Raw genomic sequence first — 17,096 nt, 5'->3', positions numbered from 1 at the left:
GGAGCCTGCCACGCCCGCCCCATAAATAAGCGCCCGGCATGTGTGCATAACGCGGATTCCTTTCAGCTGGGCGCGGGCGGGGCCTAGCCTGCTGACATCCCCGCACAGCAGCCAGTACGCCGATGTCGGCCTCGTCCCTCGCCTCCGCCGCATTCACCACGCCCCTGACCGAGGAGCGGCTGGCCGCGCTGGGTCGGGTCACCGAGGGGCTGGACACGCTGGGGTTGTGGTGGCTCTCGGGCTTCGCGGCCGGTCTGGCCAGCCGCGCCGGCGCCATCGCACCCTTCCACGACGCACCCGTCCACGAATCGCCTGCCCCCGAGGCGTCGCCCGCAGGCCGCCTGACCATCGTCTATGGCAGCCAGACCGGAAACGCCAAGCGCCTGGCCGAGCAACTGGCACGCCAGGGCGAAGCCGCCGGCCTGCCGGTGCGCCTGCTGCGCGCCGACGCCTACCCCACGCGCGAACTCAAGGACGAGTGCAATCTCTACCTGGTCATCAGCACCCAGGGCGATGGCGATCCTCCCGACGATGCGCGCGGGCTGGTCGAGTTCATCTCCGGTCGGCGCGCGCCTGAACTGAAGCAGCTGCGTTATGCCGTGCTCGGACTAGGCGATTCCAGCTACCCGCAGTTCTGCGCGATCGGGCAGAAGCTCGACGCGCGCCTGGCCGAACTTGGCGCGACCCGGCTGCTGCCGCGCGGCGACGCCGACCTGGATCTGGAGACCATCGCCACGCCGTGGGTCGAGCAGGCGCTGGCCCGCGCCAAGGAGGCGCTCAAGCCGGCCGCGCCGCTGGCTACCGTCACGCCGCTGCGGCCGTTGCCACCTTCAGCGCCGCACCACCATCGCGATGCGCCCTTTTCTGCCGAACTGCTGCTCAACCAGCGCATCACGGGTAGCGGCAGCACGAAGGATATCCGCCATATCGAGTTGTCTCTGGAAAGCTCCGGCCTGCACTACGAGCCCGGCGACGCGATCGGCGTGTGGCCCAGCAACGCACCCGAACTGGTCGACGAGGTGCTCACCACGCTTGCGCTCGACGGAATTACCGCGGTCACCCACGACGGCCAGACCCTGCCCGTGCGGCAATGGCTGAGCGAAAAGCGCGAACTGACCCGACTGGCGCGCCCGTTCCTCGCCAGCCACGCTGCGCAGGCGCGCAGCGAAGAACTCAACGGCCTGTTGGCACCCGGACAGCAGGCGAATCTTGCCGGCTTCCTGGGCCGGACACAGGTGCTGGACCTGTTGCAACAGCATCCGGCCGACTGGAGCGCCGAGGAATTCGTCGCCGCCTTGCGTCCGCTGACCCCGCGTCTGTACTCGATCGCTTCCAGCCGCAAGCAAGTGGGCGATGAAGCCCACCTCACCGTGGCCCATGTCGAATACACCGTGGATCGCGGCACGCGCTGGGGCGCTGCCTCGCACCAACTGGCGGCCAGCGCGGACGGTGCGTTCCTGTCGGTGTTCGTCGAGCACAACGAGCGCTTCCGGCTTCCTGCCGACACCACGCGCGACGTGATCATGATCGGCCCTGGCACCGGCGTCGCCCCGTTCCGAGGCTTCGTGCAGGAACGCGCCGCGACGCGACCAACGACAGCTGGTGCCGGCGGACGCAACTGGCTGCTGTTCGGAAATCCGTATTTCCGCAGCGACTTCCTCTATCAGGTGGAGTGGCAGCAGGCATTGAAGGATGGTCGCCTGCACCGGCTCGACCTCGCCTTCTCGCGCGACCAGGCGCAGAAGGTGTACGTGCAGGACCGGATGCGCGAGCAGGGTCGCGAACTGTTCGACTGGCTCGAAGGCGGCGCCCACCTGTACGTGTGCGGCGATGCCACCCGCATGGCGCGCGACGTGCACGCATCGCTGCTGGCGACGATCGCCGAGCACGGCGGCAAGTCGGCAGAAGCCGCCGAGGAATATCTCTCCAACCTGCAGCAGCAGGGCCGTTACGCAAGGGACGTGTACTGATGCGCGTCGTCGCCCCACGCCCAGGATTCACCTGATGAGCACCCACTCCGTCGAAGACATCAAGAACAACGGTGCCCGCTTGCGTGGCACGCTGCTGGAGTCGCTCGCCAACCCGGTCACCGGCGCCATCCGCGATGACGACCAGACGCTGATCAAGTACCACGGCAGTTACCAGCAGGACGACCGCGACATCCGCGATGAACGCCGCCTGCAGAAGCTCGAACCGGCCTACAGCTTCATGATCCGCACCCGCACGCCGGGCGGCGTGGTCGCGCCGGCGCAATGGCTCAAGCTCGACGCCATCGCCACGACCTATGCCGAGCGCGGCCTGCGCATCACCACGCGCCAGGCGTTCCAGTTCCATGGCGTGATCAAGACCGACTTGAAGCCGACGATGCAGGCGATCAATGCCGCCTTGATCGACACGCTGGCCGCCTGCGGCGACGTGAACCGCAATGTGGCGGTCGCGGCCAACCCCCTGCAGTCGCGCGCGCATGCCGCCGTCCATTCGCACGCTGCGGCCTTGTCCGAACACCTGCTGCCCAACACCCGCGCCTACTACGAGATCTGGCTGGACGAGGAGCGCGTCGCTGGCAGCGGCAGCGAGGACGAGCCGATCTACGGTGCCACCTACCTGCCGCGCAAGTTCAAGATCGGCTTCGCGATTCCGCCTTACAACGATGTCGATGTGTTCGCGCAGGACCTGGGCTACATCGCCATCGTCGAGAACGACGAGGTCGTGGGCTACAACGTCACCATTGGCGGCGGCATGGGCGCCACCCACGGCGATCCGGAAACCTACCCACGCCTGGGCGACGTGATCGGCTTCGTCACGCCCGAGCAGGTGATCGCCATCGGCGAGGCCGTGGTCACCGCGCAGCGCGACTTCGGCAATCGCGCCATGCGCAAGCGCGCGCGCCTGAAATACACCATCGACGATCGCGGACTGGACTGGTTCAAGGCCGAGGTCGAACGCCGCGCCGGGTTCCCTCTCTCCCCGGCGCGGCGGTTCGATTTCGTCCACAACGGCGACCGCTTCGGCTGGATCCAGTCCGATGACGACACCGGAGGCGATCGCCGCGCGCATCTGACACTGAGAATTCCCGCAGGCCGCATCTGGGATCGCGACGACAGGAGCGACCTGAGCGGCCTGCGTGAGATCGCCAGACTCCTCGATGACGAGGGCGAAGGCGCCGAGTTCCGCCTCACGCCCAACCAGAATCTCGTCATCGCTGGAGTTCCAGCCGGATTGCGCGAACGCGTCGATGCGCTGGTTGCCCGCTACGGCCTCGATGGTCATGGCACCGCCAGCCCACTCCATCGCAACGCGTTGGCCTGCGTGGCACTTCCTACCTGCGGCCTGGCCATGGCCGAGGCCGAGCGCTACTTGCCGGAACTGGTCGGCAAGATCGAATCGCTGCTCGACTCGCACGGCATCGGCGATGCGCCGATCCACCTGCGCATCAGCGGCTGCCCGAACGGCTGCTCGCGTCCTTACCTCGGCGAGATCGCGCTCGTCGGCAAGGCGCCCGGCCGCTACAACCTGATGCTCGGCGCCGATCATCGCGGCCAGCGGCTCAACACGCTTCATCGCGAAAACATCGCCGAGCCGGAGATCCTGACCGCACTCGACCCGCTGTTCGCCCGCTATGCCACCGAACGAGAGGACGACGAAGGGTTCGGCGACTTCCTGGTGCGCAGCGCCATCGTCACGCCGCGTCCGACCATCCCCCTGCAACTGCGTACAGAGAACGCGACATGAGCGCCCCTCCCGACCCCATCACCGCCGCCGAGTCTCCGCGCGCCCTGGCGGAGCTGAACCAGTGGCTGGCCGGGCGCAGCGCCGGGCAGCGCATCGCATGGGCGCTGGAACACACCGCTGGTGCGCATGCGCTTTCTTCCAGCTTTGGGGCACAGGCAGCGGTCTCGCTGCATCTGGTCACGCAGCAGGCACCGCAGATGCCGGTGATCCTGGTCGATACCGGCTACCTGTTCCCCGAGACTTACCGCTTCGTGGACCAACTCACCGAGCACCTCGGGCTCAACTTGAAGGTGTATCGCCCGCAGATCGGCATCGCCTGGATGGAAGCGCGCTTTGGCAAGTTGTGGGAAAACGGCCTCGAAGGCATCAACCGCTACAACAGGATGCGCAAGGTCGAGCCGATGCAGCGCGCGCTGAACGAACTGGGAGTCCGCACCTGGATCGCCGGCCTGCGTCGCAGCCAGGCGCGCACGCGCGCCGGCATCGAATTCCTGGAACTGCGCGACGGCCGCTGGAAGCTGCACCCCATCGCCGACTGGAGCGATCGCGACGTGTGGGAGTATCTGCAACGCCACGACCTGCCCTATCACCCGCTGTGGCACCAGGGCTATGTTTCGATCGGCGACGTGCACACCACGCGGCCGCTGCAGCCAGGCATGAACGACGAAGACACGCGCTTCTTCGGCCTCAAGCGCGAGTGCGGTCTGCATTTCGACGAGCCCAATGCGGCGTGAGCCATCAGGCGGCCATGATTGCTTCCAGCGTATTCGTTGCCACCACCAGTCCGTTCTCGGTGCGCATGCGTTCGCCCAACTGACGGGCGCGTGAGAGGACCTGCGCCTGCCCGGCATACTCGATCGCGCGCGCAAGCGCCGATGCGCTCAGGCGGTGTCCGCTCACCGCTTGCGCGGCAACGCCGGCGCGCCGGAGCCGGTCGGCCCAGAACCACTGGTCTCCTGCAAAGGGCACCACGACCGACGGCACGCCAGCGCGCGCCGCGGAATGACTGGTACCCGAGCCTCCATGGTGAATGACCGCCGAAACTTTCGGGAACAGCCACGCATGCGGCGTGTCGCCCAGCACATGGAAGTTGCCGGGCAGGTCCAGGCCTTCGATTCCGCTCCATCCCGGATAGAACAGCACGCGGCGGCCGCCGACGGCCGCGACGACCTCGCTGAGCAGCGCCTTGCGGTCGAAGCCGACCATGCTGCCGAAGCCGACATAGACAGGCGCGTCGCCGGCTGCGAGAAACTCCGTCAACGCCTCCGGCGGCGACCATGAGCCTTCGGGCGGCAGCCATTGCCCGCAGACGTGTGCATTGGCGGGCCAGTCCGACGGCGGCGCGACCAGGCTCGGCGACACGCCGTACAGCATCGGGTGTGTGGTCCAGTTCTTCTTGCGCGCCGGCAATCCGCACACCTTCGCACGGGCGTCGTTGGTGGCCTTGCGGAACGCGCGCCACAGCATCGCGTTGACGAAGGTGTGGCTCAGCCGGTTGAGCGCATGCGGGACACGCGACGGCGGCAGGAACGGCGAAGCGAACTCGGCCGTCGGCGACAGCGGAATGAAGCCGACGCCCACCGCCTTGATGCCCAGGTGCTCCGCCGCAGACAGACCGACGAAGGCCGCCAGGGCCGAGACGATGAGGGCATCGCTGCCTTCCGCGGCGTCGACGATCTCGCGCAGCCAGGTCTCGGCATTGGCGTTGGCGATTCCTGCCAATGCCTTGGCCGTGCTGTTGAGGCCATGGTCCTTTCCCACCACGTTGGATATCGCAGCAGACGGGTCCAACGTGCCCTTGATGTCGCCGGACAACGCCCTGGCCGGCACACCGAGCGTCTGCGCGATGCCCAGCGTGGCGCGGTCGGCCAGCAGCGTCGCCTCATGGCCCGCATCCATCAACGCGCGGCACAGCGCCGCCAGCGGTCGGACGTCGCCTTCGGTTCCGTAAGTGGCCACAACGAACTTCATCGCTCACATTCCGGTGGTCGGGGCCGATCATGTTACTGAGCGAACCCGTGCCGACCTATCGATTTGGCCCGCGATAATTAATTCAACACCCGCCCCACTCGACGGGGCATGGTGAGATGCAGGCGGTCGACGCCTGCATCTCCGCCCGCGGTGGATGGAACGGTCAGGTGGTGATCGGCTGACTGAGTTCCCGCCAGGTCGGCGCGGCCGGCCAGCGCGGTTCCAGGTTGCCTTCCAGCACGCGCCGCAGATCGCGCCGATCGAGTTGCGGGGCGATGCCGTGCAGCAGCGCCAGCGCGTACTCGCGCAGCACGCGTGCGCGGGGAATCACGGCCCAGGTGATGCACTCCGGCAACTCGTCCGGCGCAGGCAGCACCTTCAGATCGACGTCGCGCGCGCCGGTCGCCATCTCGGCCAGCACGCCGACGCCGAGCCCGGTTCGCACATAGGTCTTGATCAGATCGGCATCGCGCGCGGTGATCGCCAACTGCGGTTCGACGCCGCGGGCGATGAACGCGCGACGCAGGGAGGATTCGGGCTTGTTGGACGATTCGTAGCTGACCAGCGGGTAGGCGGCCAGTTCGATCAGCGTCGGCGCACGATCCAACGCGGCGAGTGGGTGGGTACGCGGCACCAGCACGACTCGGCGCCAGCGGAACAGGGGTACGGCCACGCCGCCTTCGGGCTCGGATCCGGCGGTGCTGATCAGCGCCAGGTCGGCTTCGCCACGTGCGAGTTGTTCCAGCACCTCGCCGTCGGCGGCCGCCTGCAGGTGGACGCTGACCTGCGGGAACTCGCGCTTCACCGCGGCGATGATCTCCGGCAGTACGAAACGCGCCTGGGTGTGGGTGGTGGCCAGGACCAGTCGGCCGGCATGTTGGCCGCGCTCGTTGGCGGCGTAGGCGCGGATGTTGCCCGCCTCTTCGAGGATGCGGCGCGCATGCGCCAGCACGCGTTCCCCGGCGGGGGCTACCGACTCCAGGCTGCGGCCCTTGCGGGTGAACAACTGGAAGCCGAGTTCGTCCTCGAGCTGCTTGAGCTGCTTGGACAGGCCGGGCTGGGTGGCGTGCACGCGCTCGGCGGCGAGGGTGATGTTGAGGCCGGAATCGGCAATGGCGACGAGATAACGAAGCTGGGTGAGGGTCATGTCGGAGCGAACCGGATAGGAGGCGATGCGGGGATCACGAGGGTGGCGGGGGAGTTCGCGGCTGCCTGACAACACATGGTCTTCATATATATCGCTCAATTCGCATAAAGGGATGGAACAACCTAACCCGGCCGGGAGGGCATGTCCAGCGTCATGCCGTTCCGGCATACCCCCAGGAGGCAGCGTCATTTCCGGGGCGAGGGCCCGGCCTATAGCGTTCACCGTACCGCCCGACCCTGCCGCAATCGACGCCATGACCAGTCCACTGTTTCCCGTATTTGCCGACCTGCGTGGCCGCGCCGTGTTGGTGGTCGGCGGCGGCGGCGTGGCCCAGCGCAAGGTGGCGGCGCTGCTGGAGGCCGGCGCGACGGTGCGGGTCGGCGCCCCCGACCTCACCTTGGCGCTGGAGCGGTTGGCCGACGAAGGCCGCATCGAGCACCTGGCGGGACGATTCGAGTCGGTGTGGCTCGACGAGGCCTGGCTGGTCATCGCCGCCACCGATGACGAGGCGGTCAATCGTGCGGTCGCCGCAGCTGCGCAGGCGCGGCGGATCTGGGTCAACGTCGTCGACGACGCGGAGGCCTCCTCCGTGCAGATTCCGGCGCGCGTCGAGCGTGGGCCGCTGCAGATCGCGATTTCCAGCGGCGGTGGCGCACCGATGCTGGCGCGGTATCTGCGCGAACAACTGGAAATCTCGCTCGATGCCTCCCTGGCGGCGCTGGCCCGGCTGCTCTCCCGCGAGCGCGAACGCATCCGCACCCGCCACCCGCGGATCGGGGAGCGGCGCCGGTTCTTCGAGCGCCTGTTGGCCGGGCCGGTACCGCGCCTGCTGCGACAAGGCCGGCATCTGGCCGCGGAACGCGAGTTCAGCATCGCGCTGGCCGAGGACGCCGACTCCCCGCGCGGCTCGGTGGCGCTGGTCGGCGCGGGACCGGGCGATCCGGGTTTGCTGACGCTGCGCGCGCTGCGTGTGCTCAACGAAGCCGACGTGATCCTGCACGACCGGCTGGTCAGCAACGAAGTACTGCAACTGGCCCGCCGCGATGCCGAACGCATCGAGGTCGGCAAGCAGGCGGGGAATCATCACGCCACCCAGCAGCAGATCCACGCGCTGATGCTCGAACACGCCCGCGCAGGCAAACGAGTGGTGCGACTGAAGGGAGGCGATCCGTTCGTGTTCGGACGCGGCGGCGAGGAACTGGAAGTGCTGCGCGCACACGGCATCGAGTACGAAGTCGTACCGGGCATCACCGCCGCGCTCGCCTGCGCCGCCTATGCCGGTATTCCGCTCACCCATCGCGATCATGCGCAGTCGGTGCGCCTGGTCACGGCACACTGCAAGGACTCGCTGGACACACTGGATTGGGCGTCGCTGGCGCTCGAACGCCAGACACTGGCGGTCTACATGGGCGTGGCCGGCCTGGACGCATTGGGCGAGCGCCTGATCGCGCACGGCCGCGCGGCCACCACTCCGTTCGCGCTGGTGGAGAACGGCTCGCGTGATCGACAACGCGTCGTCACCGGACCGCTGTCGGAGCTCGCCGAGCGTGCCCGCGTCCATGCCGTGCAGTCGCCGGCGCTGCTGATCGTCGGCGAGGTTGCCGCCTTGGCCGACAAGCTGCACTGGTTCGGTGACGCGCCGCTTGGCGCGGTGGCAAGCGACATCGCGCAAGCCGCCTGAAACGACGAAACAGAATCCATCGATATTCCGAACGGAGCAACCTCATGGCCCTGTACGACAGCATCCTCGACACCATCGGCAACACACCCATCGTCAAACTGCACCGCATTGCCCCGAAACACGTCACGCTGTACGCCAAGGTCGAGGCCTTCAATCCCGGTGGATCGGTCAAGGATCGGCTGGCATTGGCCATCGTGCTCGATGCCGAACGCAAAGGCCTGCTCAAGCCTGGGCAGACGATCGTGGAGGCGACCTCGGGCAACACCGGCATCGCCTTGGCGTTGGTTGCCGCCGCACGCGGTTATCCGTTCGTGGCGGTGATGACCGAGACGTTCTCGATCGAGCGCCGCAAGCTGATGCGCGCGTATGGGGCCAAGGTCATCCTGACGCCGGCCGCCGAGCGGGGCTCGGGCATGGTGCGCACGGCGAAGGAACTGGCTGACAAGCACGGCTGGTTCCTCGCCCGCCAGTTCGAGAACGAAGCCAATCCGGCCTGGCACCGCAGCACCACCGGCCCGGAAATCCTGCGCGACTTCGCCGGCAAGCGGCTGGACTATTTTGTCAGCGGCTGGGGCACCGGTGGCACGATCACCGGCGCGGGCGAAGTGCTCAAGCTCGCGCGGCCGGACCTGAAGATCATCGCCAGCGAGCCGGCCGGCGCAGCATTGCTGTCGGGCAAGGAGTGGCAGCCGCACAAGATCCAGGGCTGGACGCCGGACTTCCTGCCGGCCGTGCTCAGCCGCACCATCGCAGACGAAGTACTGCCCGTGGATGAAGTGCTGGCACGCGACACCGCGCGCCGGCTGGCGGCGGAGGAAGGCGTCTTCGTCGGGATCTCCGCGGGGGCCACCGTCGCGGCCGCGCTCAAGGTGGCCGAAAGCGCGCCGGAAGGTTCGGTACTGCTGGCCGTGCTGCCGGACACCGGCGAGCGCTACCTGTCGACGTTCCTGTTCGAGGGCGTCAGCGACGGCTCCGACGATGAATGGCTGGCTTCACTGGACGCGGAGGCGCAAGCGGCCTGAGGCGCCCTCACCCCTTTCCTCTCCTGCAGGCGGGAGAGGGGTTCGCTTCTCCGGCTTGTGAGCCGGATGGGGCGCCCTTCGCACTTGTCGACCCACAGCATTCCCCGGCGCGCAACGGCTCGCTACCCTGTGCGCATGCGGCGACTTTCGCCGCGTGGAGATTGCATGACCGTTGCCCCCCCTTCCGCCGATGCCGGAGCGCGCGAAGCCGCGCGACTGGCCTGGGCGCGCGCCGCGACCGGCGATCCCGCGCTTCAACTGCAACGCGCCTCCGTCGATGCCGGATTCCGCAGCTATTGGCGTGCGAACGTGCGCGAAGGCAGTCGCATCGTGATGGATTCCCCGCCCGCGCTCGAAGACGTCCGCCCGTGGTTGCGCATGCGCGACCTGCTGGAAGACGGCGGCGTGCGGGTGCCGCAGGTGCTGGTGCAGGATGTCGACGCCGGCTTCCTGCTGCTCGAAGACCTGGGCGGGCCGACACTGGCGCAGTTGATCGACGCCGACAGCGCCGACGCACATTTCGATGCCGCGATCGGCCAACTGCTGCGGTTGCAGGCGATCGCGGCGCCGCAGGGCATGGGCGAGTTCGGCGAGGCGCTGCTGCAACGCGATGCGGGCTTGTTCGAGGAATGGTTCCTGCGCCGCCATCTGCGCATCGAACTCGATTGCGGTGACCTGGAGGGGTTGGAACTGGTGCAGCGCCACCTGATGGACAACGCCCTTGCGCAGCCGCGAGTGCTGACCCACCGCGACTTCATGCCCCGCAACCTGATGCCGTTGGCCGACGGGCCGGCGGTGCTGGATTTCCAGGATTGCGTGCTCGGCCCGATCGCCTACGATCCGATCAGCCTGTTCAAGGATGCGTTCCTCAGCTGGCCGCTGGAACGGGTCGACGGCTGGCTCGCGCACTACCACGCACGTGCGCTGGAAGCCGGCCTGCCGGTGCCGCCGCTGCAGCAATTCCTTCGTGATGCCGACTGGCTCGGCGTGCAGCGCCACCTGAAGATCCTCGGCATCTTCTCGCGACTGCATTATCGCGACGGCAAGACCAAGTACCTGCCCGATGCGCCGCGATTCATTGCTTATCTGGATGAAGTACTGCCGCGCTATCCCGAGTTGTCGCCGCTGCGCGATCTGCTCGACCGCCGCATCCGCCCGGCCATGGCCGCGATTGCCGACTTGAATGGGGCGTGACAGATGAAAGCTTTGATCTTCGCCGCCGGCCTGGGCGAGCGGATGCGACCGCTGACCGACAGCACGCCCAAACCGTTGCTGATGGTGGCCGGCAAGCCGCTGGTCGTCTGGCACCTGGAGAAGCTCGCGGCCATCGGCGTGCGCGATGTCGTGATCAACACCAGCTGGCTGGCCGACCAGTTTCCGCAGGCGCTCGGCGACGGTGCCCGCTGGGGATTGCGCCTGCACTACTCCTACGAAGGCACGCGTCCGCTGGAAACCGGCGGCGGCATGCTGCATGCCCTGCCGCTGCTCGGCGATGAACCTTTCCTGCTGGTCAACGGCGACATCTGGACCGACGCCGATTTCGCCCGACTGCCACGCGAACCCGCCGGCCTGGCGCATCTGGTGATGGTCGATCGTCCGCCCCAGGCCACGCAGGGCGACTTCGCGCTCGACGCAGACGGACTGGTGCGCAGCGACGGCGCGCATCGCCTCACCTACGCGGGCCTCGGCGTGTACCGCCCGCAGCTTCTCGACGACTGGCGCTCGCACAGCGACGATGCCGGGGCCGGTGAGACACCACCGCGCTTCCGTCTCGCGCCGATCCTGCGTGCGCACATGGCGGCCGGACGCATCGGCGGCGAACATCACCGAGGTCAATGGACCGACGTGGGCACGCCGCAGCGATTGCAGGAACTGAACGAGTCGCTGGCTTCCGGCATCGCCTGAAGCCACTCGCAGGCGGACCGCAACTCAGCTGCCCAGCGTCTGCCGAAGGAACGGTACGGTGATGCGTCGCTGCGCCGCAAGCGAGGCGCGGTCGAGGCGATCCAGGAGCGTGGTCAGTCCACCGAGGTCGCGACCGACGCGTTTGAGCAGCCAATCCAGCGCCGGTTCTTCCAGCACCAGTCCGCGTCGTTGCGCACGCTGGCGCAGTACCTCACGGCGCCCCTCGTCGTCGAGTGGCGCCAGCGTGATGCGCGAACACTGGCCCAGGCGCGAACGCAGGTCGGGCAGCCCGAGGCCGATCGCATCCGGGATGTCGCGCGCGGAATAGACCAGGCGGATGCCGGCGGCTCGAGCGCGGTTGTGCGTATCGAACAATGCGACCTCGTCGTCGCGATTGCCCGCGATGGCCTCCAGGCCGTCGAGCGCGATCAGGTCGTTCCCCTCCAAGGCCTCCAGTGCATCGCGCAATCGTCCGGCCGCGGCGACCAGCGGAAGATAGGCGGCGCGCAAGCCGCCCGATTCCGCGGCGGCACAGGTACCCAGCAACAGATGGGTCTTGCCCACTCCAGAAGGCCCAGCCAGGTACACGTTGTCCAGCGGCACGTTGTCCAGCGGCACGTTGTCCAGCGGCGCGACCGGCGATGTCGCCAGCGCGCGCAACTGCTCGACCGCTCCCGCAGGCGCATGGACGAAAGTGTCCAGGCGCTGGTCGGGGGGATACCGCAACGTCAGCGGCAACTGCGGAACACTCACTGCGGGCCTCTTACTTTTCGTCCTGATCCGCCCGCGGCGCCAGGTGCGGGTCGGCCAGTGGATCGGCCGCTACCTGCGTGCCCGCGGAATGCTCGCCGACGTACAACTTGCTGTGGCGGTAACGATCCTGCGCATAGCGCAGCAGCACATTGGCGACGGCGGCCACCGGCAATGCCAGCAGCATGCCGAGGAAGCCGAACAACTGCCCGCCGGCCAACACCGCGAAGATCACCGCGACCGGGTGCAAACCGATGCGGTCTCCGACCAGCTTGGGCGTGAGTGCGTAGCTCTCGATCATCTGTCCGACGCCGAAGACGACCAGCACGCCTACGACATGCTGCCAGTCGCCGTACTGCACCAGCGCGGCGATCACGCCCAGGATGATGCCGCTGGCCGGGCCGAGGTAAGGCACGAACGTCAGAATTCCGGCGATGAAGCCGATCAGGATGCCCAGGTCCAGTCCGACGCCCCACAGCCCCAGGCCGTACAGCACGCCCAGCACCAGCATCACCATGAACTGCCCGCGCAGGAACGCACCCAGCACGTCGCTGGATTCGCGCGCCAGCCGGCTGACCGTGCCCAGGTGATCGCGGGGAATGAGCGATGCGACCCGCTCGACCAGCAAGTCCCAGTCGCGCAGGAAGAAGAACGTTATGACCGGCAACAGCGCGATGTTGGCCGCCAGCGCAACGACCGCGAAGCCCGAGCGCGACAGATAGCCAAGCAGCGTGGTGGCGACTCCGCCAGCGCTCTCCCAGTTGTCGCGGATGAGCCTGGCCACGCGGCTGAGATCGAACCAGTCGGTGATCTCGTAGCCGGTGCGAGCCTCGATCCACGGCAGCGCGGTCAGCATGAACCAGTCGCGGTAGTGCGGCAGCGAGGTCACCAGCGTGGCGATCTGGCGTTCGATCAACGGCACCAGCACCACCAGCACCATCACCAGCAGCAGTGCCATCAGCGTGAACACCAGCGTGACCGCGACATTGCGCGAACGCCCCGCGCGCTGCAGGCGATCCACCAGCGGATCGCCCAGCCACGCCAGCATCAGCGCGAATACGAACGGGGTCAGGATCGGCGCCAGCAACCACAGCAGCCAGACGGCGCCGAGCCCCAGCGCGGTCCACTGCAGCCGCTTGAGGAATCGCGCGATTTCGTAGACGGGTGCGGAATCCATTCAGTGCGGCCCCATCAGTTGAGCGTAAAGGTCGGAGGCTCGCCTTCGCCGCCGCTGAGCACGCTGTCGCGCAGGATCGCGCGCCGCAGGCCCTCGGTACCGGTCAGCAGCTCCATGTCGAATTCCAGCCCCTGCGCCGACGCCCGCACCGGGGTGAGCTTGCGCACCACCTGCAGCTTCTGCAGGTAGCCCGACACGCGCATGAAATCCTCGCTGCTGTTGATGCCGCTGAAGATCACGCGGTACGTGCCCGGCAGGCCGAGGCTGGTGCCGCGCTTGGCGTAGCGGCGGATCAGCGCATCGGCGGCGCCGTCGGCGCCGGAGGTCATCAGCTTGCGGGCATCGACATCGCTGGCGGACCACGTCGACAGCACCTTGCCGCCATCGACGAAGATCCAGTCCGCCGTCCAGCCGCCCGCGCTGCGATACAGCTTGCCGACCAGTTGCATCGGCGGGCTGTAGGCGCTGGAGGCGCGGGCCACGGCGGCGGTGTCGCCGCGCCAGATCGCGCCGACCGCGGCCTGTTCGGCCGCGGTGCCGCCGGGAAGGCCCAGCCGGTACCCGCGGTCGATCGCACGATTGAGGGCCGGACGCGCGGCGTTGACCTGCTTCAGTCCGACCAGCCGCGGGCCGCTGCCGTCATCGATTGCCAGCCACAGCACCGGCTTGGGCCGCGGCTGCGGCCAGACCGCCAAACCGACGATGTCGGCCAGTTCGTTGACCTTCTCCTCGTCGAAGCGGATGACCAGGGTGGTGCCGAAGGTGGGCGCGCCCTGGGCGGAGACGCCTTCGTCCTGGCGATAGTCGTAGCCTTCGACGTAGTCCCGGGCGCGGCGCAGTTCCTGGCCGACGCCGGGCTTGGACGCCGCCCCGCGGTCTCCGGTCAGCCTCCCCAAAACCTGGGCCAGCCCGCGCGCGAAGCCGGTATTGCGCTCGGCTTCGCCCTGCCCGTTGACCGAAATCTCGGCGGCATAGAGGCCCTCGGCCTTGACCCGGTCGCCTTCGACGCGCTGCGCCGCGGCGCTGAAACTGGCCAAAAGCAGCATCGCCATGGCGAACGCCATGCCCAACCCCAAGACCCTGGAATGGAGTGTCGCCGTGCGGATTGCCCGAACCATCGCCTTCCTTAAGGTGCGTAATGAGCGGAAATGGTGCCGCAGCCAGGTCGGCGCGTCCATTCACGGCCGTCACGACTGTTAAAATCGCCGTCTTCATCTTCCGCGACCGCCGAGGCCGCCGTGTCCCAGCCTACCTCCCCCACCCCGATGACCTACCGCGACGCCGGCGTCGATATCGACGCGGGCAACGAAGTCGTCGAGCGCATCAAGCCCGCCATCAAGCGCACCCTGCGTCCGGAAGTGCTCGGCGGCGGCATTGGCGGCTTTGGCGGGTTGTTCGACCTGTCCGGCAAGTACAAGGAGCCGGTGATGGTCTCCGGCACAGACGGCGTGGGCACCAAGCTGATCCTGGCCAAGCAGTTGAACCGCCACGACACCATCGGCATCGACCTGGTCGCGATGTGCGTCAACGACGTGCTGGTGCAGGGCGCCGAGCCGCTGTTCTTCCTCGACTACTTCGCTACCGGCAAGCTCGACGTGGACACCACGGTCGACGTGGTCGGCGGCATCGCCAAGGGCTGCGAGATCGCCGGCTGCGCGCTGATCGGCGGCGAAACCGCGGAGATGCCCGACATGTACCCGCCGGGCGAATACGACCTGGCCGGTTTCACCGTGGGCGCCGTCGAGAAGTCCCGTCTCATCGACGGCAGCCGCGTTCGCGAGGGCGACATGCTGATCGGCATCGCCTCCAGCGGCCCGCATTCGAACGGCTATTCGCTGATCCGCAAGATCCTCGCCCGCGCCGGCGTCACGTCCGACAACGGCGGCCTCGATCTCGACCTGGGCGGCGTCAAGCTGGCCGATGCACTGATGGAGCCGACCCGGATCTACGTGAAGCCGGTGCTGCAACTGCTGGCCAAGTACGACCTCCATGCCATGGCCCACGTCACCGGTGGCGCGCTGATCGAGAAGATCATCCGCGTGGTGCCGCAGCCGCTGGGGCTGGAGATCGACACTTCGTCCTGGCCGCTGCCGGCGGTGTTCGACTGGCTGCAGCGCGAAGGCAACGTGCCGCGCGAGGAAATGTGGCGCACCTTCAACTGCGGCGTGGGCTTCGTGCTGATGGTCGCGCCCGGCGACGTGGCGGGGATCAATGCCGATCTCGACCGCCTCGGCCTGGCGCATTGGCAGATCGGCCAGGTCACCTCGGCGGGTGGCGGCGAACGCCTGCGGATCGGCTGAACACGATGCTTCGGATCGCGGTGCTGGCGTCCGGGCGCGGCACCAACCTGAAGGCGCTGATGACGGCCATCGATGCCGGTCGGCTGAACGCGCGCATCGTCGGCGTTTTCTCCGACCGGGCCAGCGCCGGAGCGCTGGCGCTGGCTGGCGAGGCGGCCATCGCCGCGGTTTCACTTTCTCCGCGCAATTACGACACGCGCGCGGCCTACGATGAAGCCCTGTTCAGCCGCATCGACGATGTTCAGCCCGATCTCATCGTCTGTGCCGGATATATGCGTCTGCTGAGCGAACACGAAGTCCAAGCCCGCCGCGGCCGCATGATCAACATCCATCCGTCCCTGTTGCCCGCTTTCAAGGGCCTGCACACGCACCGCCAGGCCCTCGATGCCGGCGTGGCAACGCACGGAGCGAGCGTCCATTTCGTCACGCCGGAGCTGGACGGCGGCCCCGTGATCGCACAGGCGGGCGTGCCGGTCCTGGCCGGCGACGATGAGCAGACCCTCGCTGCGCGCGTCCTCGGCCGCGAGCATCCGCTGCTGGTGGACACCGTGCGCCTGCTGGCCGATGGCCGCATCACCCTGGGCAGCACCGGCGTGCAGCTCGACGATGTCGTGCTGCATGCGCCGTTGCGGCTGGGCGACGACAACCGGCTCCAACTACCGCACCGAGACCCTTGATGCCCCACTCCCTGATGACCCGTGCGCGACCGCGTTTCTCCGCCCTGATCGTCGCAGCCGCCATGGCGTGCAGCCTGCCCGCACAGGCGCTGGAGCCGTTCATCGCCCACTACCAGGTCTTCAACGGCGGCAAGGAAATGGGCGATGCCACGATGCAGGTGGTCCGCAACGATGCCAGGCGCTGGCGGGTCGACCTGGGCATCCACGGCACCAGCGGCCTGATGGGCCTGGCCGGCGTCAACGCCGAGCAGAGCACGGTGTTCGACCAGGTCGGCGACCTCTATCGGCCGCTCACCCAGGGCACGGTCAAGAAGGCCTTGTTCACCCGCCGCCAGACCATCGGCATCTACGATTGGCGCTCACAGACGGCGCGCTGGCAGGGTGATATCAAGGAAGAGCGCCAGAAGCCCATCGGGCTGCAGTCCGGCGACATGAGCGGCCTGCTGATCAACCTGGCGGTCATCCGCGACGCGCAGCCCGGCAAGACACTGCAATACCGGTTCGTCGACAACGGCCGCGTCCGCCCCCACGAGTACGTGGTTTCATCCGACACCGAAGGCGTGAAGGTCGGTGACATGAGCTTCAGCGCGATGCGCGTCAACCGCGTGCAGAGCGGCAACGAGGAAACCGTGATCTGGGTGGTGGACGGCGTACCGACCCCGGTGCGCATCCTGCAACGCGAGAATGGCCAAGACACTTACGACCTGCGACTGGTCGAGTACAAGGGAGCCTGA

General features: G+C 67.8%; 15 protein-coding genes. 10 read left to right on the top strand and 5 right to left on the bottom strand.

The features are described 5' to 3' along the window. The first annotated feature begins 122 nt into the window (after positions 1-122). From J2X06_RS04945 to J2X06_RS04935, 3 genes are read left to right on the top strand one after another with little or no spacing between them, the layout of a single operon-like run. Positions 123-1,970, top strand: a complete 1,848-nt coding sequence (locus J2X06_RS04945; RefSeq protein WP_310059031.1) for an assimilatory sulfite reductase (NADPH) flavoprotein subunit — start codon at positions 123-125, stop codon at positions 1,968-1,970. A gap of 34 nt (positions 1,971-2,004) precedes the next feature. Beyond that, entirely contained in the window at positions 2,005-3,732 is a 1,728-nt protein-coding gene (gene cysI / locus J2X06_RS04940) for an assimilatory sulfite reductase (NADPH) hemoprotein subunit (protein WP_310059028.1), read from the top strand. Further along, positions 3,729-4,466 carry a phosphoadenylyl-sulfate reductase gene (locus tag J2X06_RS04935; protein ID WP_310059025.1) on the top strand — a complete coding sequence of 246 codons (738 nt, stop codon included), beginning with the start codon at positions 3,729-3,731 and terminating at the stop codon, positions 4,464-4,466. Before cysI ends, J2X06_RS04935 begins: the two co-directional genes overlap by 4 nt. A gap of 4 nt (positions 4,467-4,470) precedes the next feature. Here J2X06_RS04935 and J2X06_RS04930 read toward each other — a convergent pair whose 3' ends face one another. Both J2X06_RS04930 and J2X06_RS04925 read right to left on the bottom strand, forming a co-directional pair. Next, a complete protein-coding gene (locus J2X06_RS04930; RefSeq protein WP_310059022.1) occupies positions 4,471-5,703 on the bottom strand; it encodes a glycosyltransferase in 1,233 nt (410 codons plus the stop codon). Between the two features lie 163 nt (positions 5,704-5,866). Beyond that, positions 5,867-6,850, bottom strand: a complete 984-nt coding sequence (locus J2X06_RS04925; RefSeq protein ID WP_310059020.1) for a LysR family transcriptional regulator — start codon at positions 6,848-6,850, stop codon at positions 5,867-5,869. A 253-nt stretch (positions 6,851-7,103) separates the two neighbouring features. Between J2X06_RS04925 and cysG the strand changes: the two genes are divergently transcribed. The 4 genes from cysG to murU all read left to right on the top strand — a co-directional run bounded on the left by cysG (position 7,104) and on the right by murU (position 11,458). Further along, positions 7,104-8,531 carry a siroheme synthase CysG gene (cysG, locus tag J2X06_RS04920; RefSeq protein WP_310059019.1) on the top strand — a complete coding sequence of 476 codons (1,428 nt, stop codon included), beginning with the start codon at positions 7,104-7,106 and terminating at the stop codon, positions 8,529-8,531. Between the two features lie 44 nt (positions 8,532-8,575). After that, entirely contained in the window at positions 8,576-9,553 is a 978-nt protein-coding gene (gene cysK / locus J2X06_RS04915) for a cysteine synthase A (RefSeq protein WP_310059017.1), read from the top strand. A 165-nt stretch (positions 9,554-9,718) separates the two neighbouring features. Continuing rightward, complete coding sequence (locus J2X06_RS04910) at positions 9,719-10,747, top strand: aminoglycoside phosphotransferase family protein (protein WP_310059015.1); 1,029 nt, start codon at positions 9,719-9,721, stop codon at positions 10,745-10,747. 3 nt (positions 10,748-10,750) lie between these two features. After that, a complete protein-coding gene (gene murU / locus J2X06_RS04905) occupies positions 10,751-11,458 on the top strand; it encodes an N-acetylmuramate alpha-1-phosphate uridylyltransferase MurU (protein WP_310059012.1) in 708 nt (235 codons plus the stop codon). Positions 11,459-11,482: 24 nt separating this feature from the next. Here murU and hda read toward each other — a convergent pair whose 3' ends face one another. From hda to J2X06_RS04890, 3 genes are read right to left on the bottom strand one after another with little or no spacing between them, the layout of a single operon-like run. After that, positions 11,483-12,211, bottom strand: a complete 729-nt coding sequence (gene hda, locus J2X06_RS04900; RefSeq protein ID WP_310059009.1) for a DnaA regulatory inactivator Hda — start codon at positions 12,209-12,211, stop codon at positions 11,483-11,485. A gap of 10 nt (positions 12,212-12,221) precedes the next feature. Continuing rightward, a complete protein-coding gene (locus J2X06_RS04895; RefSeq protein ID WP_310059006.1) occupies positions 12,222-13,385 on the bottom strand; it encodes an AI-2E family transporter in 1,164 nt (387 codons plus the stop codon). A 14-nt stretch (positions 13,386-13,399) separates the two neighbouring features. Next, positions 13,400-14,503, bottom strand: coding sequence for a DUF2066 domain-containing protein (locus tag J2X06_RS04890; RefSeq protein WP_430539493.1), 1,104 nt, complete (start codon positions 14,501-14,503; stop codon positions 13,400-13,402). 147 nt (positions 14,504-14,650) lie between these two features. On the opposite strand from J2X06_RS04890, the gene purM reads away from it, so the two are divergent. From purM to J2X06_RS04875, 3 genes are read left to right on the top strand one after another with little or no spacing between them, the layout of a single operon-like run. Further along, positions 14,651-15,685 carry a phosphoribosylformylglycinamidine cyclo-ligase gene (gene purM / locus J2X06_RS04885; RefSeq protein ID WP_310061244.1) on the top strand — a complete coding sequence of 345 codons (1,035 nt, stop codon included), beginning with the start codon at positions 14,651-14,653 and terminating at the stop codon, positions 15,683-15,685. Between the two features lie 5 nt (positions 15,686-15,690). Further along, the gene (gene purN / locus J2X06_RS04880; protein WP_310059001.1) at positions 15,691-16,362 is read left to right on the top strand and encodes a phosphoribosylglycinamide formyltransferase; all 672 of its coding nucleotides are present in this window, start codon (positions 15,691-15,693) and stop codon (positions 16,360-16,362) included. Continuing rightward, a complete protein-coding gene (locus tag J2X06_RS04875; protein WP_310058998.1) occupies positions 16,362-17,096 on the top strand; it encodes a DUF3108 domain-containing protein in 735 nt (244 codons plus the stop codon). Before purN ends, J2X06_RS04875 begins: the two co-directional genes overlap by 1 nt.

Origin of the sequence: Lysobacter niastensis (genome assembly GCF_031457115.1) — a bacterium.
GTDB lineage: Bacteria > Pseudomonadota > Gammaproteobacteria > Xanthomonadales > Xanthomonadaceae > Lysobacter_J > Lysobacter_J niastensis_A.
The sequence above is the reverse complement of the archived record's forward strand: the minus strand, read 5'-3'. Positions and strand labels throughout refer to the sequence as shown.